General features: G+C 71.4%; 24 protein-coding genes. 14 read left to right on the top strand and 10 right to left on the bottom strand.

Going from position 1 to position 25,422, the window contains the following annotated elements:
• Window positions 1-242 precede the first annotated feature (242 nt).
• Window positions 243-1,631 (top strand): hypothetical protein, encoded by a 1,389-nt coding sequence (locus tag ACFVDP_RS10045; protein WP_383486251.1) that lies wholly within the window; start codon window positions 243-245, stop codon window positions 1,629-1,631.
• On the opposite strand, the gene ACFVDP_RS10040 is transcribed toward ACFVDP_RS10045, so the two are convergent.
• Together ACFVDP_RS10040 and ACFVDP_RS10035 are read right to left on the bottom strand one after the other, a co-directional pair.
• Window positions 1,614-2,282 carry a CE1759 family FMN reductase gene (locus ACFVDP_RS10040; RefSeq protein WP_383486248.1) on the bottom strand — a complete coding sequence of 223 codons (669 nt, stop codon included), beginning with the start codon at window positions 2,280-2,282 and terminating at the stop codon, window positions 1,614-1,616. The two genes, ACFVDP_RS10045 and ACFVDP_RS10040, sit on opposite strands and share 18 nt — an antisense overlap.
• Window positions 2,279-3,400, bottom strand: coding sequence for an LLM class flavin-dependent oxidoreductase (locus tag ACFVDP_RS10035; RefSeq protein ID WP_383486246.1), 1,122 nt, complete (start codon window positions 3,398-3,400; stop codon window positions 2,279-2,281). Before ACFVDP_RS10035 ends, ACFVDP_RS10040 begins: the two co-directional genes overlap by 4 nt.
• A 104-nt stretch (window positions 3,401-3,504) precedes the next feature.
• Between ACFVDP_RS10035 and ACFVDP_RS10030 the strand changes: the two genes are divergently transcribed.
• Window positions 3,505-4,302: a DUF6597 domain-containing transcriptional factor gene (locus ACFVDP_RS10030; RefSeq protein WP_383486243.1), complete on the top strand. Its 798-nt coding sequence runs from the start codon at window positions 3,505-3,507 to the stop codon at window positions 4,300-4,302.
• 394 nt (window positions 4,303-4,696) lie between these two features.
• On the opposite strand, the gene ACFVDP_RS10025 is transcribed toward ACFVDP_RS10030, so the two are convergent.
• On the bottom strand, window positions 4,697-5,464 hold the full coding sequence (locus ACFVDP_RS10025) for an SDR family NAD(P)-dependent oxidoreductase (protein ID WP_383486240.1): 768 nt from the start codon (window positions 5,462-5,464) through the stop codon (window positions 4,697-4,699).
• Window positions 5,465-5,515: 51 nt separating this feature from the next.
• Window positions 5,516-5,851 (bottom strand): YnfA family protein, encoded by a 336-nt coding sequence (locus ACFVDP_RS10020; protein ID WP_353944042.1) that lies wholly within the window; start codon window positions 5,849-5,851, stop codon window positions 5,516-5,518.
• Window positions 5,852-5,941: 90 nt separating this feature from the next.
• Here ACFVDP_RS10020 and ACFVDP_RS10015 point away from each other — a divergent pair, with 90 nt between their 5' ends.
• Window positions 5,942-6,394: a hypothetical protein gene (locus tag ACFVDP_RS10015; RefSeq protein ID WP_383486237.1), complete on the top strand. Its 453-nt coding sequence runs from the start codon at window positions 5,942-5,944 to the stop codon at window positions 6,392-6,394.
• Here the strand turns inward: ACFVDP_RS10015 and ACFVDP_RS10010 are convergent, their stop codons facing one another.
• Entirely contained in the window at window positions 6,395-6,811 is a 417-nt protein-coding gene (locus ACFVDP_RS10010; RefSeq protein WP_383486234.1) for a winged helix-turn-helix transcriptional regulator, read from the bottom strand.
• A gap of 148 nt (window positions 6,812-6,959) precedes the next feature.
• Between ACFVDP_RS10010 and ACFVDP_RS10005 the strand changes: the two genes are divergently transcribed.
• Both ACFVDP_RS10005 and ACFVDP_RS10000 read left to right on the top strand, forming a co-directional pair.
• Entirely contained in the window at window positions 6,960-7,847 is an 888-nt protein-coding gene (locus tag ACFVDP_RS10005; RefSeq protein WP_383486231.1) for an NADP-dependent oxidoreductase, read from the top strand.
• Window positions 7,848-8,012: 165 nt separating this feature from the next.
• Window positions 8,013-8,864, top strand: coding sequence for a hypothetical protein (locus ACFVDP_RS10000; protein ID WP_383486228.1), 852 nt, complete (start codon window positions 8,013-8,015; stop codon window positions 8,862-8,864).
• 47 nt (window positions 8,865-8,911) lie between these two features.
• Here the strand turns inward: ACFVDP_RS10000 and ACFVDP_RS09995 are convergent, their stop codons facing one another.
• A complete protein-coding gene (locus ACFVDP_RS09995; RefSeq protein WP_383486226.1) occupies window positions 8,912-10,105 on the bottom strand; it encodes an RtcB family protein in 1,194 nt (397 codons plus the stop codon).
• Between the two features lie 191 nt (window positions 10,106-10,296).
• Between ACFVDP_RS09995 and ACFVDP_RS09990 the strand changes: the two genes are divergently transcribed.
• The 3 genes from ACFVDP_RS09990 to ACFVDP_RS09980 all read left to right on the top strand — a co-directional run bounded on the left by ACFVDP_RS09990 (window position 10,297) and on the right by ACFVDP_RS09980 (window position 13,730).
• Complete coding sequence (locus tag ACFVDP_RS09990) at window positions 10,297-11,196, top strand: DUF3558 domain-containing protein (protein WP_383486223.1); 900 nt, start codon at window positions 10,297-10,299, stop codon at window positions 11,194-11,196.
• Between the two features lie 161 nt (window positions 11,197-11,357).
• Window positions 11,358-12,260 (top strand): DUF3558 family protein, encoded by a 903-nt coding sequence (locus ACFVDP_RS09985; RefSeq protein ID WP_383486220.1) that lies wholly within the window; start codon window positions 11,358-11,360, stop codon window positions 12,258-12,260.
• Between the two features lie 141 nt (window positions 12,261-12,401).
• Window positions 12,402-13,730 (top strand): DUF2637 domain-containing protein, encoded by a 1,329-nt coding sequence (locus ACFVDP_RS09980; protein ID WP_383486217.1) that lies wholly within the window; start codon window positions 12,402-12,404, stop codon window positions 13,728-13,730.
• A gap of 111 nt (window positions 13,731-13,841) precedes the next feature.
• Here the strand turns inward: ACFVDP_RS09980 and lysS are convergent, their stop codons facing one another.
• Complete coding sequence (lysS, locus tag ACFVDP_RS09975) at window positions 13,842-15,617, bottom strand: lysine--tRNA ligase (RefSeq protein WP_383486214.1); 1,776 nt, start codon at window positions 15,615-15,617, stop codon at window positions 13,842-13,844.
• A gap of 375 nt (window positions 15,618-15,992) precedes the next feature.
• Here lysS and argS point away from each other — a divergent pair, with 375 nt between their 5' ends.
• Window positions 15,993-17,759, top strand: a complete 1,767-nt coding sequence (argS, locus tag ACFVDP_RS09970; RefSeq protein WP_383486211.1) for an arginine--tRNA ligase — start codon at window positions 15,993-15,995, stop codon at window positions 17,757-17,759.
• A gap of 37 nt (window positions 17,760-17,796) precedes the next feature.
• On the opposite strand, the gene ACFVDP_RS09965 is transcribed toward argS, so the two are convergent.
• Complete coding sequence (locus ACFVDP_RS09965; RefSeq protein ID WP_383486208.1) at window positions 17,797-19,068, bottom strand: helix-turn-helix domain-containing protein; 1,272 nt, start codon at window positions 19,066-19,068, stop codon at window positions 17,797-17,799.
• 175 nt (window positions 19,069-19,243) lie between these two features.
• Between ACFVDP_RS09965 and ACFVDP_RS09960 the strand changes: the two genes are divergently transcribed.
• The gene (locus ACFVDP_RS09960; RefSeq protein WP_383486206.1) at window positions 19,244-19,999 is read left to right on the top strand and encodes a DUF4232 domain-containing protein; all 756 of its coding nucleotides are present in this window, start codon (window positions 19,244-19,246) and stop codon (window positions 19,997-19,999) included.
• Between the two features lie 20 nt (window positions 20,000-20,019).
• Window positions 20,020-20,736: a nucleoside/nucleotide kinase family protein gene (locus ACFVDP_RS09955; RefSeq protein ID WP_383486203.1), complete on the top strand. Its 717-nt coding sequence runs from the start codon at window positions 20,020-20,022 to the stop codon at window positions 20,734-20,736.
• Here ACFVDP_RS09955 and ACFVDP_RS09950 read toward each other — a convergent pair.
• Complete coding sequence (locus tag ACFVDP_RS09950; protein WP_383486200.1) at window positions 20,711-22,276, bottom strand: FadD3 family acyl-CoA ligase; 1,566 nt, start codon at window positions 22,274-22,276, stop codon at window positions 20,711-20,713. The genes ACFVDP_RS09955 and ACFVDP_RS09950 overlap by 26 nt on opposite strands.
• 110 nt (window positions 22,277-22,386) lie before the next feature.
• On the opposite strand from ACFVDP_RS09950, the gene ACFVDP_RS09945 reads away from it, so the two are divergent.
• The 3 genes from ACFVDP_RS09945 (at window position 22,387) to ACFVDP_RS09935 (ending at window position 24,859) form a co-directional block, all read left to right on the top strand.
• Entirely contained in the window at window positions 22,387-23,538 is a 1,152-nt protein-coding gene (locus ACFVDP_RS09945) for a lipid-transfer protein (RefSeq protein ID WP_383486197.1), read from the top strand.
• Between the two features lie 86 nt (window positions 23,539-23,624).
• Entirely contained in the window at window positions 23,625-24,089 is a 465-nt protein-coding gene (locus ACFVDP_RS09940) for a Zn-ribbon domain-containing OB-fold protein (RefSeq protein ID WP_383486195.1), read from the top strand.
• Entirely contained in the window at window positions 24,086-24,859 is a 774-nt protein-coding gene (locus ACFVDP_RS09935; protein WP_383486192.1) for an enoyl-CoA hydratase/isomerase family protein, read from the top strand. The genes ACFVDP_RS09940 and ACFVDP_RS09935 overlap by 4 nt, the downstream gene beginning before the upstream one ends.
• A gap of 10 nt (window positions 24,860-24,869) precedes the next feature.
• Here ACFVDP_RS09935 and ACFVDP_RS09930 read toward each other — a convergent pair whose 3' ends face one another.
• Complete coding sequence (locus ACFVDP_RS09930) at window positions 24,870-25,415, bottom strand: hypothetical protein (RefSeq protein WP_383486189.1); 546 nt, start codon at window positions 25,413-25,415, stop codon at window positions 24,870-24,872.
• Window positions 25,416-25,422: the final 7 nt, after the last annotated feature.

Genomic DNA, 25,422 nt, shown 5'->3' with positions numbered 1-25,422 from the left:
CCACGCCCCCGACGGAACGCCGCACCGCACCGCCCACCGAACCGCCCGCCCCACCGGGGCCTTCGGCCCCCGGTCCCCGGTGGCGACGGGCCCTCGCGGGACGGGGAGCAGGCCGACAAAGTCGGTGGCGGTCCGCTCCCCGTCCCGCACTCCGGACCCCGGCGCCCTGGGCCGCGGCGCCCGCCGGGGCCCTCGCTCTCGCCGCCGCGGGCCCCGACGTCTGGCTCGCCGCCGTTGCCGCGTTGTACGCAGTCGCTCAACTCACCCTTGTCGTCACCCGGCTGGGCCACGGCCTCGGTTGGGACGAGTCCGTCTACGTCTCCCAGTACGACCCGCGCAATCCGGCCGTGTTCTTCAGCGCGCCCCGTTCACGCGGAACGAGCCTGCTGACCGCGCCTTTCGTCGCCGCCGACGCGGGACCGCTCGCCCTGCGCGCGGTCCTCGCCGTGCTGTCCGCCGCCGCCCTGTACGCGGCGTTCCGCGTCTGGCGCCCGCTGGTCGGCGCCCGCACCACCGCGTTCGCCGCCCTGCTCTTCGGGAGCCTGTGGATCAGCGTGCTGTCCGGGGCGATGGCCATGCCCAACCTGTGGGTGGCGTTCGGCGCCGTCGGCGCGGTCGGCTGGTTCCTGCGCGGCGGGCGGGGCGAGCCGTGGGCCTGGGCGAAGGCGGCCCTGTGCGTCGCGGCGGTGGCCCTGTTCCGCGCGCCGGACGCGGTGTGGCTGGTGCTGCCGCTCGCCGGGTACGCGCTCCTCGTACGGGGATACCGGCGCGCCCTCCCGTGGCTGGCCGCGGGCCTCGCGGCCGGGCTCGCCCAGTGGGTCGTCGAGGCGTACCTGCGCTGGGGCGGGATCCTCGAACGGCTGCACGTGTCCAGCGCCACCGAGGGCGACATGGGTCTCCACCTGAACCTCGGCACGGCCTGGCGCGCGGTGAACGGCCCGCTGCTGTGCCGCCCCTGCACGGCGGGCGCCCCCGACCAGCCCGGACTCGCCCTGTGGTGGCTCGCGCTGCCGCTGCTCGCGGTGGCGGCGGTCCTGGTGGCCCGCCGCGACAAGCGCCTCGCGCCGACCGCCCTGCCGGTGCTCTGCGCGGCGGCCCTGAGCGCCTCGTACCTGCTGCTCATCGGCTACTCGGCGCCGCGCTTCCTGCTCCCGTCGTACGCGCTGCTCGCACTGCCCGTCGCCGTGCTGCTGCGGCGCCTGAAACGGCGCAGGCCGCTGGCCGTCGCCGCGGTCGTCCTCGTGGCGCTCCAGCTCGTGTCCCAGTTCATCGTGCTGCACCGGGTGGTCGCCTCCACCGCGGCGACCGACGCCCAGTACGTCGCCGCCGCGCACGGCCTGCGCACCCTGGGCCTCACCCCGCCCTGCCTGGTCACGGGCCCGCGCGCACTGCCCATCGGCTACGCGGCGGGCTGCGCGTCGGCGCAGGTCGAGGGCAACAACACCTCCACGACCCGCGCCGGACTGCTGCGCCGGGCGGCCGAGGTGCCCACCGCGGTACTCACACCCCGCGGCGCGCACCCGCCGCACTACGCCCGCGACTGGACCCCGTACGTCCTGCCCGGCACCCACGGCTGGACCGCCTGGAAGGCACCGGAGCCGAAAGCGCTCCGGCTAGTCGGCCGGCCGTAGCGCCGCCAGCCGCTGCTCGAAGGGGACCACCCGAAAACCGTCGGCCGGGTCGACCGAGGTGATCGCGCCGTGCAGCGAGCGCGGCGCGATCGCGGCGGCCGTGTCCACGTCGGGCCCCGCGTCGGGCCCCACGTCGGACACCGACGGCGCCATGAAGCGCGCCAGCTCCCCGCCCGCCCGGGTGATCCGGGCGGCGAGGCCCTCCTCGCCCCAGTCCTCCGACGCCGCGTACACGGCGGTCGGCAGGACGAGGGCGCGCAGGTACGTGAAGAGCGGACGCAGCGCGTGCTCGGTCACCAGGGAGTGCCGGGCGGTGCCGCCGGTCGCGGCGACCAGCACGGGCTTGCCGGTCAGCGCGTCCTTGTCGATCACGTCGAAGAACGACTTGAACAGCCCGCTGTACGACGCCGCGAACACCGGCGTCACGGCGATCAGGCCGTCCGCGGCCGCCACCGCGTCGAGCGCGGCGGCGAGCCGGGCCGGCGGGAAGCCGGTCACGAAGTGCTGGGCGATCTCGGTGGCGAGGTCGCGCAGCTCGACGACCTCCACCTCCGCGTCCACCTGAGTCAGAGTCGCCGCCGTGAGCCGGTCGGCGAGCAGCCGGGTGGACGAGGGGGAACTCAGTCCCGCGGACACGACGACGAGCTTCATGCGCTCTTGGCCTCCTTGTTCTCGGCCGTCCCGGCGTTCTCGGCGGCGGCCTGCGCCGCGACGCGCGCGGCGTGGGTGGGCGCGTCCGGCACGTTCGCCGGGCGCAGGTTCGCGAACTCCTTGCGCAGCACCGGTACGACCTCCTCGCCGAGCAGGTCGAGCTGCTCCAGGACCGTCTTCAGCGGCAGGCCCGCGTGGTCCATCAGGAACAGCTGGCGCTGGTAGTCGCCGACGGTGTCGCGGAACGACAGGGTCCGGTCGATGACCTCCTGCGGCGAGCCGACGGTCAGCGGCGTCTCCCGCGTGAAGTCCTCCAGGGACGGGCCGTGGCCGTAGACCGGCGCGTTGTCGAAGTACGGGCGGAACTCGCGCACCGCGTCCTGCGAGTTCTTCCGCATGAACACCTGGCCGCCGAGGCCGACGATGGCCTGCTCCGGGGTGCCGTGCCCGTAGTGGGCGTAACGCTGGCGGTACAGGTTCACCATCTGCTGGGTGTGGCTGGCGGGCCAGAAGATGTTGTTGTGGAAGAAGCCGTCGCCGTAGTACGCGGCCTGCTCGGCGATCTCCGGGGAGCGGATGGAGCCGTGCCAGACGAACGGCGCGACGCCGTCGAGCGGGCGGGGCGTGGACGTGAACGACTGGAGCGGCGTACGGAACTTGCCCTTCCAGGTCACGACGTCCTCGTCCCACAGGCGGCGCAGCAGGGCGTAGTTCTCGATGGCGAGGTCGATGCCGTCGCGGATGTCCTTGCCGAACCAGGGATAGACCGGGCCGGTGTTTCCGCGCCCCATCATCACGTCGACCCGCCCGTCCGCGACGTGCTGGAGCATCGCGAAGTCCTCGGCGATCTTCACCGGGTCGTTCGTGGTGATCAGGGTGGTGGAGGTGGACAGCACCAGCTTCTCGGTGCGGGCCGCGATGTAGCCGAGCATCGTCGTCGGGGACGACGGGACGAACGGCGGGTTGTGGTGCTCGCCGGTCGCGAAGACGTCGAGGCCGACCTCCTCCGCCTTGAGCGCGATGGCCAGCATCGCCTTGATCCGCTCGTGCTCGGTGGGGGCACGCCCGGTCGTCGGGTCGACCGTGACGTCACCGACGGTGAAGATCCCGAACTGCATGCTGCTCACCTTCCAGGTTGTTGATGCTTCAACTATACCCCTGGAACGATGCCCGCCCCACCGCTATTCCCCCTGCTGTCAGTGCCCCGCCGTACGCTCCGGACATGGAGCGCGACACCCGCGGGATCGTCGACCCGGACACGCTGCTGACGGCCGTCCGGTTCCGCCGGCACGAGCCCGCTCCGCCCTTGCGCCCGTACGTGGAGAACTACTGGTTCATCGACTGGGACCTGCCCGCCCCCTACGCCTCGCACGTCGTCCCGCACCCCGCGGTGAACCTGACGTTCCAGTGGGAGGAGGCGGACGGCCCGCCGTACGGGGAGCTGACCGGCGTCTGGGCGCCCGGCCTCTACACCCGCAAGATCGGCGGGCGCGGGCGGGTGTGCGGGGTGAAGTTCCGGCCGGGCATGTTCCGCCCCTTCGCGCCGGACCGGCCGGTCTCGGCGTGGACCGGCCGGGTGCTGCCGTACGCGGACGTGTTCCCGGCGACCGACCCGGCCGCCGTGCTCACCCCCGCCGCCGATCACGACCGGGCCGCCGCCCTTGACGCCTACCTGCTCCCGCTCGTCCCCGCCGCGCCTGATCCGCAGGCCGAGCTGGCGCGCGGCCTGGTCGCCCGGATCCGCGCCGAGCGCGGCGTGCGGCGGGTCGCCGGTCTGGCCGCCGATGGGGGCATGTCGGTGCGCTCGCTCCAGCGGCTGTTCGCGGCGTACGTGGGCGTCAGCCCCAAGTGGTGCGTGCTGCGGTACCGAATCCACGAGGCGGTGGAGGCCGCCGCCCACCGGGACGCCGTGGACTGGGCAGCCCTCGCCGCCGACCTCGGCTACGCCGACCAGGCCCATCTCGTCCGGGACTTCACCTCGACGGTGGGCATGCCGCCGACGTCGTACCCGACGGGGTAGCGGGATTCAGCGCGGCTGGCGTCGCGGCTGGTCGCGCAGTTCCCCGCGCCCCTGAAAGCGAGCTCCGCTCGCCCTTGTTGTCGGGTGCAGCTCTCGTCGTGGTTGCTCGCGCAGTTCCCCGCGCCCCTAAAAGCGAGCTCCGCTCGCCCTTGTTGTCGGGTGCAGCTCTCGTCGTGGTTGCTCGCGCAGTTCCCCGCGCCCCTGAAGGCCGCGCTGCGCGCGCCTTCCCATGGGCAGGTGGCGCGCCTCCTGATGAGATGCCGCACGAAGTGCGCATCTCAGGGGCGCGGGGAACTGCGCGAGAAGCGGCCACCGGGCCGCGGACGAAGGACTGCTCAGGGGCGCGGGGAACTGCGCGACCAGCCCCCACCCGCCCGCAGGGAAATACGGTGCCTCAGAGCTCCCGGTGGACCTTGCTGTTCGAGGCCTGGGCGCGGGGGCGGACCACCAGGAGGTCGATGTTCACGTGCGGCGGGCGGGTGACCGCCCAGCTGATCGTGTCGGCGACGTCGTCAGCGGTCAGCGGCTCGGCCACCCCCGCATACACCTTCGCCGCCTTCTCCGCGTCGCCCCCGAACCGCGTCAGCGCGAACTCGTCCGTCTTCACCATCCCCGGCGCCACCTCGATCACCCGCACCGGAGTGCCCACGATCTCCAGACGCAGCGTCTCGGCGAGCACGTGCTCGGCATGCTTGGCGGCCACATAACCGCCGCCCCCCTCGTACGTGCCGTGCCCCGCGGTCGAGGACAGCACGACCACCGTGCCGTCGCCGGACGCGGTCAGCGCGGGCAGCAGGGCCTGCGTGACGTTCAGCGTGCCGATGACGTTCGTCTCGTACATCCGGCGCCACTGCTCGGGATCGGCCGAGGCCACCGGATCGGCGCCCAGCGCACCGCCCGCGTTGTTCACCAGCACGCCGACCGACTTGAAGGCGGTCGCGAACTCGTCGACGGCCGCCCGGTCGGTGATGTCCAAGGCGTACGCGGCGGCCTGGTGCCCGGCACCGTTGATCTCCTCCGCCAGCGCCTCGATGCGGTCCTTGCGGCGGGCCGTGAGCACCACCCGGTAACCGGCCGCCGCCAGCTGCCGGGCCGTCGCGGCACCGATGCCGCTGCTCGCGCCCGTGACGACGGCGATACGGGATGCGGGGGCGGGGGCCATGACGTGCTCCTCGGGGCTCGGCGGACGGTCCGCCCAGCGTACGACGCGACCTCAGTCGCCCCGCGGCGCGTACATGATCACCGCCATGCCCACCAGGCAGATCAGCGCGCCGGCCACGTCCCAACGGGTCGGCCGGTACCCGTCCGCGACGACTCCCCAGGCGATCGACCCGGCCACGAACACCCCGCCGTACGCGGCCAGGATCCGCCCGAACTCCCCGTCCGGCTGAAGCGTCGCCACGAACCCGTACAGACCGAGCGCGATCACCCCCGCCCCGATCCACGCCCACCCGCGGTGCTCGCGCACCCCCTGCCACACCAGCCAGGCGCCCCCGATCTCGAAGAGCGCGGCCAGCACGAACAGGAACACGGAACGAGCGACGGTCATGCGCCACAGGGTGTCACGTACGTGTCACGGCGCCCCGCACGTGGGATAGATCGGCCCACCGTCCCCGCGCAACGCAACCGGAGGTCAGCCGTGCACCCGGCCCTCGCTCTCGCCCCCGCCCTCGTCCTCCTGCTGCCGCCGGGCGGCACCGCCCCGGCCGAGGCCGACCTCGCCCACCACGGCAGCGTCCGCCTGACCGGCGACCGGGTCACCGTCGCCCTCACCCCCGAGAACCACGGCCCCGCCGACGTCCCCGACACCACCCTCCGGCTCGCCTGGTCCGTCCCGCTCGCCGACGCCCAGCCGGGCCTGCCCACCGCCTGCCTGCGCACCGGCCCGCGCACCGTCGACTGCCGCACGGGCGCGCTGCCCGCGGCGGCCCTCGGCGCCCCGCTCACCGTCGACGTCCGCCTGGCCGCGCGCCCCACCGAGGTGACCGTGCGCCTCGACACCGTGTGGACGGGCGGCCCCGTCGACGACAACCCCGACAACAACCGGCACCAGGTGCTCGTACTGGACACGGGAGACACCTACTACTTCTGACTACTCCGGGGCACCGGCGTTCGCGTCGTAGCCCTCCCGCGCCACGGCCACCTCGTCCATGTGCGTCTCCGCCCAGTCCTTCACCGCGACGAGCAGACCGCCCAGGCTCCGGCCCAGCGCGGTCAGTTCGTAGTCGACCCGCACCGGCACGGACGGCGTCACCGTCCGCGCCACGAGCCCGTCCCGCTCCAGACCGCGCAACGTCTGCGTGAGCATCTTCTGGCTGACACCCGCGACCTTCCGGCCGAGAGCCGAGTACCGCATCGGCCCGTCGTGCCCCGCGAGCGCGGCCACGACCAGGCTCACCCACTTGTCGCTCAGCCGCGCGAGCAGCTGATTGGTCGGGCACTCCCGCAGGAACGCGTCGTACGCGAACCTCGCCTGCTCGCGGCGCTGCGCCGCCGTCGTCGTCGCCATGGCTTCCCGACCTCCCGCGCACTTCCCGGTGCCGTACGCACTCCCAGGTACGTACTTACCAATAGAGAGTAGCACTCCATAAAGTCATCACTGCGGAAAGGAAAGCGCCAAGACGGCGCCAACCGACGCCATCCATAGGGGAGTTGTCATGCGAGCAGCAGTCGTCACGTCGTTCGGCGGTCCGGAAGCGGTCGAGATCGTGGACGTCGAGCGCCCCGAACCGGGCGAGGGCCAGATCAGGATCAAGGTCGCCGCCGCCACCCTCAACCCCGTCGACGCGGGCGTGCGCGCCGGAGCCTTCGGCACCGGGAAGCCGCTCGGCCTCGGCTGGGACGTCGCCGGAACCGTCGACGCGGTGGGCGGCGGGACCGGCTGGAAGGCGGGCGAGAAGGTCATCGCCGTCCAGCACGGCTTCGACAAACCACTCGGCACCCACGCCGAATTCGTCGTCGTCGACGCCTCCGCGGCCGCCGCGGCCCCGGCGTCCGTGGACCTGGTCCACGCGGCGAGCATCCCCCTCAACACCCTCACCGCCGCCCAGGCCCTCGACCAACTCGCCCTGGAACCCGGCCAGTCGCTCCTGGTCACCGGCGCGGCCGGCGCGGTCGGCGGCTACGCGATCCAGCTCGCCGCGCACCGGGGCATCGAGGTCACGGCGTACGCGGCCGAGACCGACGAGAAACTGACCCGCTCCTTCGGCGCGACCGCCTTCACGGCCCGGGGCACGACCCCCGCCCCCGCGGACGGCGTCCTCGACACGGCGTTCATCGGTGCCGAGGCGCTCGGCTGGGTGCGGGACGGCGGCGCGTACGTCGGCGTCATCCCCGGCGCGCACCCCGCCCCGGAGCGGGGAGTGCGCACGTCATCGGTGGAGGTGAAGGCGGACGGCACCCAACTCGCGGCCCTCGCCCGCCTGACCGACGAGGGCATCCTGACCACCCGGGTCGCCGAGACCTTCCCCCTGGCGGACGCCACAAAGGCCCACACCCGGCTCGCGGAGGGCGGGGTGCGGGGGCGGCTGGTGCTGGTTCCCTGACCCGCGAGGAGCGCCCGGCCACTCACAAGGGTGAACCAGATCAATCACCCGGACGAGAAGGGAACGCGCTGTCTAGGTTCACGAACAACAACCGAAAACAGCGCGGCCCCCGGCGGGATTGCAGTCCCGGCCGAGGGCCTGACCAAGAGGAAGGCAACACTTCCCATGGCTGAACGCGAGCCTAGCGCTCACCAGTTGGCGTTCGACGTCACCCCGGAGTTCATGGATCTGGAGGTGCCGGAGTACTCGTACATGTTCGGGTTTCTGCAGATGGACGGTCATCTGGCACAGGGAACCGGGCAGAAGGGGCGACTGACCGCCGAGATCAATGTCCGGGACATCGACATCCTGCGTCGCTTCCAGGAACTGACCCCTTACTACAGCAGCATCACGGAGCGAGTCCGGGCGACGAACTTCGCCGAGACCCACCATTCGGCGACCTGGACCCTGTGCTCCCTGGAGGCACGCACGAAGATCAACGAACTCGGACTGCCGTACGGACGCAAGTCGAAGAAGATCACGCCCCCACGGGTGCCGTTTTCACGGCCCGACTATCTGCGCGGCGTGATCGACGCTGATGGATCCGTCGGCTACACCAAGCAAGGGCTGCCGTTCATCTCCCTCACGACAGCCAGTACAGCGATCTCCGCCTACCTGTGCTTCTACGCCCGGAAGCTCACAGGTAGCACCAAACACCCGGGTCGCAACAAGCGAGACGCCATCTACAACGTCGTCTACCAGAAGGAAGCCTCCCAGGCCCTGGCCACACACCTCTACTACCCGGGCTGCCTGTCCCTGGCCCGGAAGCAGGCTGCCGCAGATGCCCTGCGCGACTGGGTCCGCCCGGCCGACATGAAGGTCTCCCCGAACCGCCGCCGCTGGAAGGAATGGGAGGACCGGATCCTCTTGAGTCACGACAGCATCGCGGCCGCCGCCGAGGAACTCGGACGTTCCTACCAGAGCTGCAACCTGCGCCAGTGGCGCCTGCGCAGCGGGCAGACACCGATGCCGGACTGACAGGACCGGACGCCTGAGCCGATATCGGCTCAGGCGCCTTCGGCAGTTCAACCCTTCACGCAGACAACCTGCTTGATCTTCGCGACGACTTCGACCAGGTCGCGCTGCTGGTTGATCACCTGGTCGATGTTCTTGTACGCCCCGGGGATCTCGTCCAGCACTCCGGAGTCCTTGCGGCACTCCACACCGCGCGTCTGCTCCTCCAGATCCCGCACCGTGAAGTGCCGCTTCGCCGCGTTGCGGCTCATGCGGCGTCCCGCGCCGTGCGAGGCCGAATTGAACGCCTTGGCGTTCCCGAGACCCTTCACGATGTACGAGCTGGTCCCCATCGAACCGGGAATGATCCCGTAGTCACCGGCCCCGGCCCGGATCGCACCCTTGCGGGTCACGAGCAGGTCCATCCCCTCGTACCGCTCCTCCGCGACATAGTTGTGGTGGCACGAGATCTCCGGCTCGAAGGTCGGCTTGGCCTTCTTGAACTCCTTGCGGATCACGTCCTTGAGGAGCGCCATCATGATCGCGCGGTTGTACTTGGCGTACTCCTGCGCCCAGTAGAGGTCGTTGCGGTACGCCGCCATCTGCGGGGTGTCCGAGACGAAGACCGCCAGATCACGATCGACGAGCCCCTGGTTGTGCGGGAGCTTCTGGGCGACTCCTATGTGATGCTCGGCGAGTTCCTTACCGATGTTGCGCGAACCGGAGTGCAGCATCAGCCAGACCGAACCCGACTCGTCGAGGCAGACCTCTTCGAGGTGATTCCCCCCGCCAAGTGTCCCCATCTGCTTCATGGCGCGCCCGTGACGGAACTTCACCGCCTCGGCGACCCCCTCGAACCGCCCCCAGAAGTCGCCCCACCCCGCCGTCGCGAACCCGTGCATCCGCCCCGGGTCGACCGGGTCGTCGTGCATGCCGCGGCCCACCGGGATCGCCTGCTCGATCTTCGAGCGCAGGCGGGACAGGTCGCCGGGGAGGTCGTTGGCCGTCAGGGAGGTCTTGACCGCGCTCATGCCGCAGCCGATGTCCACCCCGACCGCCGCCGGGCAGACCGCGCCCTGCATCGCGATGACCGAGCCGACCGTCGCGCCCTTGCCGTAGTGCACGTCGGGCATGACGGCGAGGCCCTTGATCCAGGGCAGGGTCGCCACGTTGCGGAGCTGCTGCATCGCGGCGTCCTCGACCGTGGCCGGGTCGGCCCACATGCGGATGGGAACCTTCGCTCCAGGTATCTCCACGTAAGACATGAAATCCCCCGTTGTGCCCGACAGTTGGGCCTAAGTAGACAGAAGTATGGAAACGCAAATACCGGAGCCAAGGTCAACAAAAAGGATGCCGGACCGGCGTTCACGGCGGTGCGTGCGATAGACATGGCACCATCGGCCGCCCTGCTGCGGCAATCGAATAACCCGGCATCAGCCCAGTAAGGAGCCCCAGGGTGCAGCGGAAGTCGTACGCGTACGTGCCGGGTGTCGCCGTCCTTCTGACGGTGCTGCTCGCCGGATGCAGCGGAAGCAGCACCGACGGCGGCGGCGCCGACGACTCCAAACCGGGCGATGTCAGCCCGTCGGCGTCGGTCGCGAAGCCCGGCAAGTACCGCACCCTGCCGGAGCCCTGCGGCCAGCCCGAGCAGAGCATGCTGGACGCGATGCTGCCGGGGATCGCGAAGATCACGGACGAGGACCAGCGGGACAAGGCGTACGAGGGCGTGGCGACGACCACGTTCGACACCGGGCGCCGGGTCGGCTGCCGCTGGAAGGACGACACGGCCGTGGGCGGTTCGCACCGGCTGACGCTCGATTTCGAGCGGGTGGTGTCGTACGACGCCGGGGTCAGCGACGACTCGTCGGCGGAGCAGGTCTTCGCCGAGGAGGCCGAGAAGGCAGATCTGTCGGACCCGGGCACCGTGACGGACACGGCGGAGCCCGGCGACGCGGGATCTTCGCCGTCCCCGTCCCGTTCGAAGTCGTCCGAGGCGCCCAAGTCGGGCAAGTCCGCGCAGTCGGTGCAGTCCGGAGATACGTCCGACTCGTCCGGAACGTCGGGTTCTTCCGAGTCGCCGGATTCCGGATCCACGTCCGACTCCGCGTCGCCCGCCGACCTTCGGCCGCGCCTGCTCGACGGCCTCGGCGACCAGGCGTTCCTGAACGACGTACAGGCCGGGTCGACGGCGTCGCCGACCCGGACCGTGACTGTGGTGTTCCGCACGTCGAACGTCGTGGTGACGATCGCGTACGAGGCGCAGCCGGCGGCCTCCGGCGATGTGCCGGACAGCAAGGAAATGCAGGACACGGCGCAGGAACTGGCGCAGAAGCTGGTCGGAAAGTTCGGCGAGTAGGGCCGCTCGGGCGGCCGGGGCGGGTCCGGGGAAGCCGAGGCGTGCGGGTCGGACAGCGCGTACGGTGGCCCATCGGACCCGGGTTCGTGAAGGTCGGTTGAAGGTTGACCGGTGGTCGCGTGTCCGGTCCGTGTCCCTGTCAGCGTCCCAGTGAAGGAACCATGCACCGTCCGACCAAGCGACTCTCCCGCATACTCGCCTGCGCCGCCGCCGTGCCGGTGGTTCTCGTCGTCGCCGGCTGCTCGTCCGGCTCGGGTTCCGACGACGCGAGCGCCAAGGACAAGGCGTCCGCCGGGTCGAAGGCGTCCGCGTCCACCGCGGGGGAGGCGGCGAAGAAGGTTCAGGCCGCGACGTACAAGTCGCTGCCGAAGGCGTGCGACGCGTTCTCGAAGAAGACGCTCAAGGACCTGGTGCCGAAGGGCGACAGCAAGTCCGGAGCCTCGGACGACGAGTCGACGCGGGCCAGCTGTTCCTGGTCGAGCCTGGACAACAACGGTGTGAAGGGCTCCCAGTTCCGCTGGCTGAACGTGTCGCTGGTCCGCTTCGACTCGGATGTGAACCGGGGCAGCGGCAAGGACCTGGCGTCCACGTACTACGCGAAGCAGGTCAAGGACGCGCAGGCGAGCGTGGGCGCGAAGAAGCTGAAGACGTCCGAGGTCTCCGGGACGGGCGACGAGGCGACGCTGGTGCGCTTCGACAGCACGCAGAAGGAGAAGAAGAAGGACGTCACGTACAAGCAGCAGACGGTCGTCTCGCGGATCGACAACGTGGTCGTCACGGTGAGCTACAACGGTTCGGGCTTCGCGGGCGAGAAGGCGCCGGACGCGGACGAGCTGTCGAAGGACGCCGAGAAGGCGACGAGGGAGGCGGTGGCCTCGGTCGAGGACACGGCGTCGGGCAAGGGCGCCTCTCCGTCCGCCTCCGCGTCCAAGTCGGCTTCCCCGTCCGCCTCGAAGGACTCGAAGTCCGACTCCAAGGACTCGAAGGACTCGAAGGAGTCCAAGTCGCCGTCCAAGTCGGCCTCCGCGTCGGCGTCCAAGTCGGCTTCCGACAAGGACAAGTAGCCGCGACCGTCCGGCATTTGCCTGCTATTTGAGGAGCCCGGCCCCTTTTGGGAGCCGGGCTCCCGGCGTACCGGCCCACAGCGCACCGCACGCATGTGCCAGTCTGTGGGCGCAACATGCCGAACTGGGAGGGGAACCGAAGTGGCCGGGCCACTGAAGCTGACACGGACGCACCGGATACTCGCGGGCGTGGTCATCGCGGGCGCGGTGGTCATCGCGGGCATCGGTTTCGCCGGTTCCTACGCGGCCGTGCGCGAGCTGGCGATCGAGAAGGGCTTCGGGAACTTCTCCTACGTCTTCCCGATCGGCATCGACGCGGGCATCTGTGTGCTGCTCGCGCTGGACCTGCTCCTGACCTGGATCCGCATTCCGTTCCCGCTCCTGCGCCAGACGGCGTGGCTGCTGACGGCGGCGACGATCGCGTTCAACGGCGCGGCGGCCTGGCCGGATCCGCTGGGCACCGGTATGCACGCCGTCATCCCGATCCTGTTCGTGGTGTCGGTGGAGGCGGCCCGGCACGCCATCGGCCGGATCGCGGACATCACCGCCGACAAGCACATGGAGGGCGTGCGGATCACGCGCTGGCTGCTGTCGCCGCTGCCCACGTTTCTGCTGTGGCGGCGGATGAAGCTGTGGGAGCTGCGCTCGTACGAGGCCGTGATCAAGCTGGAGCAGGAGCGGCTGGTGTACCAGGCGCGGCTGCGTTCCCGGTACGGGCGGGCGTGGCGGCGCAAGGCTCCGGTGGAGTCGCTGATGCCGCTGCGGCTGGCCCGGTACGGGGTGCCGCTGGCGGAGACCGCTCCCGCGGGGCTGGCGGCGGCCGGCATCGAGCCGCAGCTGCTGCCGCCGATGCCGCAGACGCAGCAGGTGCCGCAGGTGCCGCAGATCGCCGAACTGGAGCGACCGGCTCCACAGCAGCCCCAGCCGCAGCCGCAGCCCCAGCAGGAGCAACAGCCCCAACCTCAGCCTCAGCCGGAGCCGCAGCAGGTGCAGGAGTCCCCTGCGGCGGAGCCCGTGGCGGACGCGGCGACGAGCCAGTGGTTCGCGCAGCAGCGGGCGGTGGAGTACCAGGGCGGCTACGACCCGGCGTTCGAGGCGCCCGCGCCCGTGGTTGGACCGGACGAGCAGGTGCAGCAGCGGTTCCTGGTCCCGCACCCGCGCGCCGCTGAGCCGCAGCCCCAGCCGGAGGCGCCGGTCGAGCCCGAGCCGGCGTTCCCGGTGCCGAACGGGGCCGGTGGGACGCGGCCGCTCGGTGACGGGGCGGCGCAGGCGTCCGCGCCGTCGGACGAGGACCTGTACCAGGTGTTCCGGTACTCGATAGACGGTGAGGGCATGCCGACGCCGGGGGCGTTCCAGGCGAACGTGGAGGCGACTTATGGCAGCGGGCTGTCCGCGCGTGATCTGGCCCGCTACCACGAGATGTTCAGCAAGCGCCTGAACGAGGAATTCGTGGACGACCACATCGCGTAGCCCCCTTCGACCACGGCTGCGGCCCGGCGGGGAACTGCGCGATCAGCCACGACGAGAGTCGCGCCCGACCGCGCACCCCACGCACCCCGACCCCGGTACCGCCGGAAGGCGCTACGCGCTGAGGAGCTTGCGGACCCGCTCCGCTCCCACGGCCAGCAGCAGCGTGGGCAGCCGCGGCCCGGTGTCCCGCCCGACCAGGAGGTCGTAGAGCAGGGCGAAGAAGGTGCGCTGGGCGCCCTTGATCTCGGCGGGGAGTTCCTTGGGCGTGGCGTCGGCGGGGAAGCCGGCCTGGACCTTCGGAACGCCGTAGACGAGGTGGGTCAGTCCGTCGAGCGACCAGTGCGAGTCGAGCCCGTCGAGCAGCAGCCGGATCGAGGCGCGGGACGCCTCGTCGAGCGCGGCCAGCGCCGCCGTGTCCGGCTCCGTGCGCACGATGGTGCGGGACTCGGCGGGCACGTACTTGGTGATCCAGGTCTCGGCCTTGTCCAGCCGCGGGCGCACCGTCGCGAGCTCGGTGACCGGGTGCTCCGGGTCCAGCTCGGAGAGGATGCGCAGCGTCTGCTCCGCGTCCCCGGCCGTGACGTCGGCGACGGACGCCAGCGTGCGGTACGGCAACGGACGCGGCGTGCGCGGCAGTTCGCGCCCCGCGATCCCGACGGCCCTGCTGTACGCGGCGGCGTCGGCGGGCAGCGCCGCACCCTCCGCCACCTTCGCGGAGAGCTTGTCCCACTCGTCGTAGAGCCGCTGGATCTCCTGGTCGAAGGCGATCTTGAACGACTGGTTGGGGCGGCGGCGGGCGTAGAGCCAGCGCAGGATCTGCGGCTCCATGATCTGGAGCGCGTCACCGGGGGTGGGGACGCCGCCCTTCGACGACGACATCTTGGCCATGCCGGAGATGCCGACGAACGCGTACATCGGGCCGATCGGCTGCTTGCCGCCGAAGACCTGGTCGACGATCTGGCCGCCGACCTGGAACGACGAGCCCGGCGACGAGTGGTCGACGCCGCTCGGCTCGAAGATCACGCCCTCGAAGGCCCAGCGCATCGGCCAGTCGACCTTCCAGACCAGCTTGCCGCGGTTGAACTCCGAGAGGAGGACCGTCTCCGTGAACCCGTCGAGGGTGCAGGTGTAGGACAGCTCCGTCGTGTCGTCGTCGTACGACGTGACGGTGGTGAGGTCCTTGCCGCACTCGCCGCAGAACGGCTTGTACGGGTAGTAGCCGCCGGCGCCGCTGCTGCCGTCGTCCTCGTCGGCCGCGCCGGAGCCCTCGGCGGCCTCCAGCTCGGCCTCATCGACCGGCTTCTGGTTCTTCTGCTGCTGCTTCGGGCCCTTGGACGGGTTGGCCGGGTCCTTCTTGGTGCGGTACTGGTCGAGGATCGCGTCGATGTCGCCGCGATGCTTCATCGCGTGCAGGATCTGCTCGCGGTACGTGCCCGAGGTGTACTGCGCGGTCTGGCTGATGCCGTCGAACTCGACGCCCATCTCGCCGAGCGCCTCGACCATGGCGGCCTTGAAGTGCTCCGCCCAGTTCGGGTACGCCGATCCGGCCGGGGCCGGGACCGAGGTCAGCGGCTTGCCGATGTGCTCGGCCCAGGACGTGTCCGTGCCGGGCACGCCGTTGGGGACCTTGCGGTAGCGGTCGTAGTCGTCCCAGGAGATCAGGTGCCGGACCGTGTACCCGCGGCGGCGGATCTCGTCGGCGACCAGGTGGGGGGTCATGACCTCGCGCAGGTTGCCCAGGTGGATCGGGCCCGACGGGGAGAGGCCGGAGGCGACGACGACCGGTTTGCCCGGGGCGCGGCGCTCGGACTCGGCGATGACATCGTCCGCGTAACGGGAAACCCAGTCCGCGTTCTCGGTGGGCTCCGCTCCGGTGCTCTGGGCCACGGTCTGTTCGTCCTTCTCTCCGTGATCGGGATGCGCGGGGTCGCTTCCGCTCGGGGCCCATTGTCCCAGTTACTCGGGGCTGGAGGAAAACGCCTTATGCGGGGGTGGCCCGGGTGGTGTCGCGACTGCGGCCCGGTGGGGCTTCTCGCGCAGTTCCCCGCGCCCCTGAGGCATGCGCTCCGCGCAGCCTCCCCCCTGGGGCGCGCCCCTGATGAGATGCCGCACGAAGTGCGCATCTCAGGGGCGCGGGGAACTGCGCGACCAGCCCCCACCGGGCGGCACCCGGCGACGCAGCCGGAAAACCCCTTTGCGGCCCCGTGGGATACTGGGCGGGACTCTTTGAACCAGCCCCGACCAGAACGGCAGCCCATACCCATGGCCCCGGTCACGTCCATCACCGCCAACGTCCACCAGCGCCTCACCGACGCCCTCACCTCCGCCCTCCCGGAGACCGTCGGCGACCCCCTGCTGCGACGTAGCGACCGGGCCGACTACCAGGCCAACGGGATCCTGGCGCTCGCCAAGAAGGCCAAGGCGAACCCGCGGGAGCTGGCCGCCCAGGTCGTCGCGAAGATCGAGAACGGCGATCTGCTCGCCGACGTCGAGGTCTCGGGCCCCGGTTTTCTGAACGTGACGGTCACCGACCGCGCGATCACCGAGACCCTCGCGGCCCGCGCCGCCGACGGCGACCGGCTCGGCGTGCCCACGAAGGCCGCCCCGGGCATCAGCGTCATCGACTACGCGCAGCCGAACGTGGCGAAGGAGATGCACGTAGGCCACCTGCGCTCCGCGGTGATCGGCGACGCCCTGCGCGGCATGCTCGACTTCACCGGCGAGCGGACGATCGGCCGGCACCACATCGGCGACTGGGGCACCCAGTTCGGCATGCTCATCCAGTACCTGATCGAGAACCCCGACACGCTGGCCCCGGCCGACGACGTCGACGGCGAGCAGGCCATGAGCAACCTGAACCGGGTGTACAAGGCGTCGCGCGCCGTCTTCGACTCCGACGAGGAGTTCAAGGAGCGGGCCCGCAAGCGGGTCGTGGCGCTCCAGTCCGGCGACAAGGAGACGCTCGACCTGTGGCAGCGGTTCGTCGACGAGTCGAAGGTCTACTTCTACTCGGTCTTCGAGAAGCTCGACATGGAGATCCGCGACGACGAGATCGTCGGGGAGAGCGCCTACAACGACATGATGGCCGAGACGGCGAGGCTCCTGGAGGAGTCGGGCGTCGCGGTCCGCTCCGAGGGCGCGCTCGTCGTGTTCTTCGACGACATCAAGGGCAAGGACGACCAGCCGGTCCCGCTGATCGTGCAGAAGAAGGACGGCGGCTTCGGCTACGCGGCCTCCGACCTCTCCGCGATCCGGAACCGGGTCACCGACCTGCACGCCACGTCGCTGATCTACGTCGTGGACGTACGGCAGTCGCTACACTTCAAGATGGTCTTCGAGACGGCACGGCGCGCGGGCTGGCTGAGCGACGAGGTCACGGCCCACAACATGGGCTACGGCACGGTGCTCGGCGCGGACGGCAAGCCGTTCAAGACCCGTGAGGGCGAGACGGTCCGCCTGGAGGACCTGCTCGACGAGGCCGTCGAGCGGGCCACCGCCGTCGTCCGCGAGAAGGCCGAGAAGGTGGGCCTGACCGAGGACGAGATCGTCGAGAACGGGCGGTACGTCGGTATCGGCGCCGTGAAGTACGCGGACCTGTCGACGTCGCCGAGCCGGGACTACAAGTTCGACCTGGACCAGATGGTGTCGCTGAACGGCGACACGAGCGTGTACCTGCAGTACGCGTACGCGCGGATCAAGTCGATCCTGCGGCGGGCCGGCGACTCCGCGGAGCCCATCGCCCACCCCGAGCTCGAACTCGCCCCGGCGGAGCGGGCGCTGGGCCTGCACCTGGACGCGTTCGGCGATCTGGTCTACGAGGCCGCCGCCGAGTACGCGCCGCACAAGCTGGCCGCGTACCTGTACCAGCTCGCGTCGCTGTTCACGACGTTCTACGACCAGTGCCCGGTGGTGCGGCCGCGCCCGGCGCAGGAGGTCGTCGAGAACCGGCTCCTGCTGTGCGACCTCACGGCCCGCACCCTGCACCAGGGCATGGCGCTCCTCGGGATCCGTACCCCCGAGAAGCTCTGACGGTCACCGGCGTCACCGACCACCGACCGCCCCGGTCCTACTGCTGTTCCTCGCGCTCGATCCATTCGCCGCCGCCGAGGGGATAGTCGTAGCCGGGGCGGCCGACGTCGGCGCTGGTGCGGAACGGGGTGCCGCTGTTGTCGACCCGGACGGTGCCGTGGCGGCCCCCACTGGAGTATTCGAGGGTGAGTTCCCAGCGCACGTCGTGCGCCTTGGTGCGGGCGACGACGTAGAAGACCTCCGGGTCTGACTCGCTCACCTTGTACGGGAAGTCGCGCTGGCCGCCCTTGACGGTGACGGTGGGGCTGCCGTTGTCCAGGTCGACGTCGAAGGACTTGGTCTCGACGCCGCCGCCGCAGCCGACGCCCATCGAGTAGTCGTTCCAGGCGAGCGGCGCCGACTTGGAGACGACGCGGACCCGCAGCGCCTCCAGGACGACGGTCTGCGCGCCGCTGCCCTGGACGGTGAGCGCGACCTCCTGCTCCCCCGAGGAGACGGCCCCGTACGCGCCGGCCCAGCGCGTCGCGTCCTGTTCCCCGGCGGGCGGGCCGACCTGGGCCGGTCCGCTGTCGACGAGGAAGTGCTGGCTGCACGGGCTGTCGTAGACGTAGGGGCGGGTGTTGACGCTCAGCGGGGCGGCGCCGCTGTCCGGGGCCTCGGCGTCGCCCGACCCGGACCCGGAATCTGCCGGGGCGGACGCGGACGCGCTCGCCGGCGCCGACGGCTTCGTCTTCTTCGAGGCGCTCGCGGAGGGCGACCGCGCGGCGGACGCCGACGGGTCCCGCCGCGCGCCGGTCGGTCCGGTGGCCGTGGCCCCGGCCGCCTGCTGCCGGTCCGCGTCCCCGCCGCCGAGGTTCACGGCGAGCACGACGGCCCCGGTGACGGCGGCGGCCGCGACGCCCGCGATGACGGCGGTGCGCCGGCGGGAGGCGGTGCGCTTCGAGGTGGTGCCGTCGCCCTCGTGCACGACGACACCCTCGTCGGCGGCGGGACCGGGTTCCGGCTCCGACAGCGACGGGGACTCCGGCTCGGCATTCTGCGCCGGATCCCCCTTACGCCCCCGGGCCGCGTCCGCGAGGATCCAGCGCCGGTGCAGCTCCACCAGTTCCTCGGGACCCGCCTTGCAGAGCCGGGCGAGCCGTTCCACCGGCGCGTACTCGGTCGGTACCGCCGTGCCGTTGCAGTAGCGGTGCAGCGTCGACGTACTCATGTGAAGGCGCTTCGCCAGCGTGCCGTAGCTCAGCCCCGAACGGTCCTTCAACTCCCGCAGCAGCTGCGCGAACCCGTCTCCAGACACCCGTTCCTCCATGCCCCCGCGTCCCATTCCGGCGTTCCAGGGGACGTACGTTCCCCCAGGTCAGAGCCCGTTTCAGCGTTCCAGCGTGCCGAACTCCCCCTGGGTTGTGGCACGTGGGACGGATCTCCCCGCAGGCTCTGGGTCATCCAAGCACCACACCGACCCGAACTCCCAAGGGGCTCAAGCGATGTCCAGCATCCGCACCTCCCGCACCCGCCTTCTGACCGCCGCCGCGACCGTCGCGATCGCCGCGCTCTCGCTCACCGCATGCGACGACGGATCGGGTGTGAAGGACGAGGGCGCGTCAGCCGCCTCCTCCTCCGCGGCGGCCGCCCCGACCGCGTCGGCCGCGTCCAAGTCCCCGGCGGGCGACGACGCGAAGACCGGCTCGGACTCGGGTTCGGGCTCGGGTTCCGACTCAGGCTCCGGCTCCGGCTCCGGTACGGGAGCGAAGACCTCGGGCGGCACCGCGTCGAAGGCGTCGAAGGCCCCGGCCGGTCCGGCGGCCACCGCGAAGCCGGTCACCTGCACCGGCGCCAACACCAGGACGGTCGCGGCCCCGCTGACCCGCCCCGTCAACCACATGCTGCTCACGGTCACCAACACCGGCGGCAAGCCCTGCTACCTGTACGGCTACCCGGTCGTCCGCTTCAGCGAGGCCCAGTCGGTGCCGCCGGTCGTCGCGGACTCCAAGCCGCAGGCCGTGGTCACGCTGAGCCCCGGCCAGTCCGGTTACGCGTCGGTGGCGCTGTCCGCCGCCGACGGCAGCGGCTCGCACGGCTACACCGCGAAGAGCCTGGAGGTCATGTTCCAGCCCCGCTCCATGAGCGGCTCGACGGGCGCCAGTGCCCACCCGGCGCTGCCCGCCGGCGGCACGTACATCGACGACTCGCTGAAGGTCACGTACTGGCAGCAGGACATGGGCGACGCCATCCAGTGGTGACGCCGTGAAAGGCTCGCCCCATGCCGTCGTCCCCCGTGCCGTCGTCCCCGGTCCCGTCCCCCCTGTCGTACGTCGATGAACTGGCCGACCGCGCACGAGCCCTGGTGACCCGGGGCTCGCGCCGCGTTCTCGGCATCGCGGGACCGCCCGGCGCCGGCAAGTCCACCCTCGCCGAAGCCGTGGTCCGCGCGCTCGGCGCCGACGCGGCGCTGGTCCCCATGGACGGCTTCCACCTCGCCGACGCCGAACTGCGCCGGCTGGGCCGCGCGGACCGCAAGGGCGCCCCGGACACGTTCGACGCGTACGGGTACGGCGCCCTCCTCACCCGCCTGCGGGCACCGCGCCACGGCGAGACGGTCTACGCGCCGTCCTTCGAACGCGAACTGGAGCAGCCCCTGTCCGGCGCGCTGCCCGTCCCGCCGGACGTGCCGCTGATCGTGACCGAGGGGAACTACCTCCTCCTCGACGAGGAGCCGTGGCCGACGGCGGTCCGCCCGCACCTGGACGAGGTGTGGTGGGTGGCCGTCGACGACACGGTGCGGGTGGAGCGGCTGATCGCGCGGCACGTGGAGTTCGGCAAGCCCCCGGCCGAGGCCCGCGCGTGGGTGCTGCGCTCGGACGAGGCGAACGCCCGGCGGGTCGCCACGGGCCGCGACCGGGCGGACCTGATGGTGGACCTGGACACCGGGCGGCTCACCCCGCGAAGCCCGCTCACCCCGCCCGCAGCTCCCGCTTGAGGACCTTGCCGGAGGCGTTGCGCGGCAGGTCCGTGACGAACTGGACCGTCCTGGGCACCTTGTAGTTGGCCATCTCGCGCCGCGCCCAGGCGATGAGGTCGTCGCCGGTGAGCACCGAGCCGGGCCGCCGTACGACGTACGCCTTGCCGACCTCGCCGAGCCGTCCGTCGGAGACGCCGACCACGGCCACGTCGGCCACGTCCGGGTGCACGCCGAGCAGTTGCTCTATCTCGGCGGGGTAGGCGTTGAAGCCGCCGACGATGAACATGTCCTTGATGCGGTCGGTGATCCGCAGGTTGCCGCCGTCGTCGAGGACGCCTACGTCTCCGGTGTGCAGCCAGCCGTCCTCCGTGATGACCTCGCGGGTGGCGGCGGCGTCCTCGAAGTACTCGCGCATGACGTTGAAGCCGCGGACCAGGACCTCACCGGGTTCGCCGGGCGGGGCCGCCACCCGCAGTTCGGTGCCCGGGATCGCCCGGCCCGAGGTCGCCGCGATCGTCTCGGGGTCGTCGCCGCGGCGGCACATGGTGACGATGCCGCTGGCCTCGGTGAGTCCGTAGGCGGTCAGCACCGTGGCGACGTGCAGTTCCCCGCGCAGCCGCTCGACCAGCCGCAGCGGCACCACGGCGGCGCCGGTCACCACCACGCGCAGCGCCGACAGGTCGTGGGCGTCGCGCGCCGGGTGGTCGAGCAGCGACTGGTGCAGGGTGGGCGGTCCGGGGAGTACGGAGATGCGCTCGGCGGCGATGTTGGCGAGCACCGTGTCCACGTTGAAGACGGGCTGCGGGATCATCGTCGCGCCGCGCATCAGGCAGGCGATGACGCCCGCCTTGTAGCCGAAGGTGTGGAAGAAGGGGTTCACGATCAGATAGCGGTCGCCCTCGCGCAGCCCGGCGAGGTCCGCCCAGATCTCGTAGCCGCGCAGCGTCTGTTCGTGGGTGATGACGGCGCCCTTGGGGCGGCCGGTGGTGCCGGAGGTGAAGATGATGTCGGAGGGCGAGGCGGCGGCGACAGCGCTCTCCCGCTCCCGCACCTCGGCCGCGGTGATCTTCTCGCCGGCGGCGAGGAACTCCTTCCAGGTGCGGTAGCCGGGCGCGTCGGGCGCGGTGTCGGCGAGCACCACCACCTCGTCCAGGTGCGGGAGTCCGGCGCCCGCCTCCTGGGCGCGGCGCAGCGAGGCGACGTAGGAGGTGCCGAGGAAGGTGCCCGTGACGAAGAGCAGCCGGGCCCGGGAGCGGGCCAGGACGTCGGCGGCCTCGGCGCCCTTGAAGCGGGTGTTCAACGGCACGAGGACGGCGCCCGCGCTGACCGCGCCGAGCGCGGAGACGATCCAGTCCAGGGTGTTGGGGGCCCAGAGCGCGACCCGGTCGCCGGGTTCGACGCCGGACGCCATGCAGGCCGCGGCGGCCCGCTCCACGCGCTCGCCGAGCTCGGCGTACGTGATCCGGGTGCGTCCGTCGACCACGGCCTCCCGTCCGGCGTACCGCGCGACCGCGTCCCTGATCAGTCCCGGAATGGTGCCCCACGTCTCCGAGTTCATCGACCGACCTCCCACAACGCCGTACCCGACCCGTAGCTGACTATCCGTCAGATTAGCTGTAGCCTGACGCGCTGTCAGCCCAGAGATCCAGGTGCACAGGTGGGAGTGCCATGGTGAGCAGCATCAAGGACGCGACAGCCATCGCCGGCATAGGCCAGACACCCTTCGCGAAGCAACTCACCGAATCCGAGAAGACCTTGGCGTGCCGGGCGATCCTGGCCGCCCTGGACGACGCGGGCCTCGCCGCGTCCGAGGTGGACGCCTTCGCCTCGTACACGATGGAGGAGACCGACGAGGTCGAGGTCGCCAAGGCCATCGGCGCGGGCGACGTCACCTTCTTCTCCAAGGTCGGTTACGGCGGCGGCGGTTCGTGCGCGACGATCGGCCATCTCGCCGCGGCGGTCGCCACCGGCCAGGCGAGCGTGGGCGTGGCCTGGCGCTCGCGCAAACGCGGCAGCGGTCCGCGTCCCTGGAAGAACACGGCCGTCCAACTCCCCACCCCCGCCCAGTGGACCCGTCCCTTCGGGCTCCTCCGCCCCGCCGACGAGATCGGCATGCTCGCGCGCCGCTACATGCACGAGTACGGGGCCACTCGCGACCACCTCTTCAACGTCGCCCTCGCCTGCCGCAACCGGGCCAACCAGAACCCGGCCGCCATGATGTACGAGCGCCCGCTGACCCGGGACATGTACATGAACGCCCGCTGGATCAGCGAGCCGCTCTGCCTCTTCGACAACTGCCTGGAGACGGACGGCGCGCTGGCCTGCGTCATCGTCTCCGCCGAGCGCGCCCGCGACCTGCGCCACAAGCCCGTCTACATCCACGCGGCGGCGCAGGGCTTGCCCGCCCAGCACCACGGCATGGTCAATTACTGGAACGACGACCCGCTCACGGGCCCCGCCTGGACCGCGGCCCGCCACCTGTGGAAGAGCTCCGACCTCACGCCGCACGACGTGGACGTCGCCCAGATCTACGACGCGTTCACCCCGCTCATCCCGCTCTCCCTGGAGGGATACGGGTTCTGCGGGCGCGGCGAGGGCGGCGCCTTCACCGAGGGCGGCGCCCTGGAGATCGGCGGCCGCCTCCCGATCAACACGGGCGGGGGCGGCCTCTCGGAGGCGTACGTCCACGGCTTCAACCTCATCAACGAGGGCGTGAAGCAACTGCGCGGCATCAGCACGGCCCAGGTCCCGGACGCGGGCACCTGCCTGGTGACGGCGGGCGAGGGCGTCCCCACGTCAGCGGTGCTGCTCCGCAATTGAGGCAGCGGCGAAGCCGCACGCCGAAGGGGCGCGGGGAACTGCGCGACCAGCCACGACGAGACCGGCACTCGGAAAGGAACCCCCACATGGCAGACGCGACGAGCGTGACGACGGGCCACCTGCTCGCCCCCGTACCGGACGACGACGGCGCCCCCTTCTGGGACTACGCCGCCCGAGGCGAACTCCGCATGCAGGCCTGCGCCAACCCCACCTGCGAGCAACTCCGCTTCCCACCCCGCCCCTGCTGCCCGCACTGCCAGTCCTTCGACACCACCTGGCGCAGGATGAGCGGCAAGGGCCGCATCTGGTCCTACGTGATCCCGCACCCCCCACTGCTCCCCGCGTACGCGGCCCTGACCGGCTACAACGCGATCATCGTCGAGCTCGCCGACGCCCCCCACATCCGCCTGGTCGGCAATCTGGTCACGGCCGCCGACGCCCCGCTGAACTCCGTCCCCCAGGAGCGCCTGCGGATCGGCGCGAAGGTGCAGGCCGTGTTCACGGAGATCGACGGCGTGCACGTCCCCCGCTGGGTCCTGGAGCGGCCATGACCGTGGACGTGACCCGCGACAAGGAGACCGGGGTGGCCGTGGTCACCCTGAACCGCCCGCACCGCCACAACGCCCTGGACCGGGCGACGATCGACGAACTCGTCGCGGCCTGGCGGGAGTTCCGCCACGACGACGGCGTCCGGGCCGTCGTGCTCACCGGCGCGGGCGAGCGCGCCTTCTGCACAGGCATCGACCGTGATCTCGACGTCCCGCAGCCCTCGTCCCCGTACTCCATGGACGATCCGCTGCTGAACGTCGGCCCGAAGGCGAACGACCTGTGGAAGCCGGTGATCGCCGCGGTGAACGGGATGGCGTGCGGCGGCGCGTTCTATCTGCTGGGCGAGGCGGAGTTCGTCGTCGCCGACGAGCGCGCGACGTTCTTCGACCCGCACACCACGTACGGCATGGTCAGCGCGTACGAGTCGGTGTACCTGGCGCAGCGGATGCCGCCGGGCGAGGTGGCGCGGCTGACACTGATGGGTTCGGCGGAGCGGATGTCGGCCCGGCGGGCGTACGAGACCGGACTCGTCAGTGAAGTCACCGCGCCCGGTGGGGCGTTGGCGGCCGCGGTGCGCTGCGCGGCGGCCGTGGCCGCGCACCCCACGGAGGCGGTGCAGGGCACGGTGCGGGCGGTGTGGGCGGCCACCGAGGCCGCCCGTGACCGGGCCTTCGCGCAGGCCCCGCAGCTGATCGCGCTCGGCAATCTGCCGCCGGACCGGCAGGCGGAGCTGTTCAACTCCCGTACGGCGAAGGACTTCCGGGTGCGTTAGCGGACCCGGCTCAGGTCCAGGCCGCCGGGTCGACCTCGCAGTGGTCGACGCGGTCGATGACCGTGGGCGAGGTGTCGACGGGCACCTTCGTGACCGCCTTGCCCTGCGCCGGGACCTTCACCTTCGCGGTCTTGGTCTGGATGCGCCGGTTCGCGTCGTCGTAGTAGGTGGTGGACACCGTGAAGGTGGCCTGGCGGCCGTTGGGGTTGGTGACCTCGACCGTGGAGTAGGGCCGGCTCTGGCTCGCGCAGCTCACCAGCCGTGCCGTGCCCTCCTGGAGGGCGGTGCCGCTGGAGGCCGACGACGGCGTGGAGCGGTCGCGGTGCCGCACGGTCGGCACGGCGACCGGATCGTCATCGTCGTCATAGGTCGACCCGCCGTACGTGGACCCGCCCGACGATCCGCCGGACGTGCTGCTCGACGAGCTGTCGTGGTCCTGCGACGAGCTGCTGCAACCACCCCCGCCGCCGCTGTGACTGCTGTGGTGGCGGCCATGTCCCCTGGAGAAGCCCGTCAGCGCGATCACCACCAGTATCGCGACAGCCGTCAGCTTCAATCCCCTA

It is taken from the genome of Streptomyces sp. NPDC057694, from assembly GCF_042799415.1.
Classification (GTDB): Bacteria; Actinomycetota; Actinomycetes; order Streptomycetales; family Streptomycetaceae; genus Streptomyces.
Note: the sequence above shows the minus strand (reverse complement) of the source record. Positions and strands in the feature narration are given on the sequence as shown.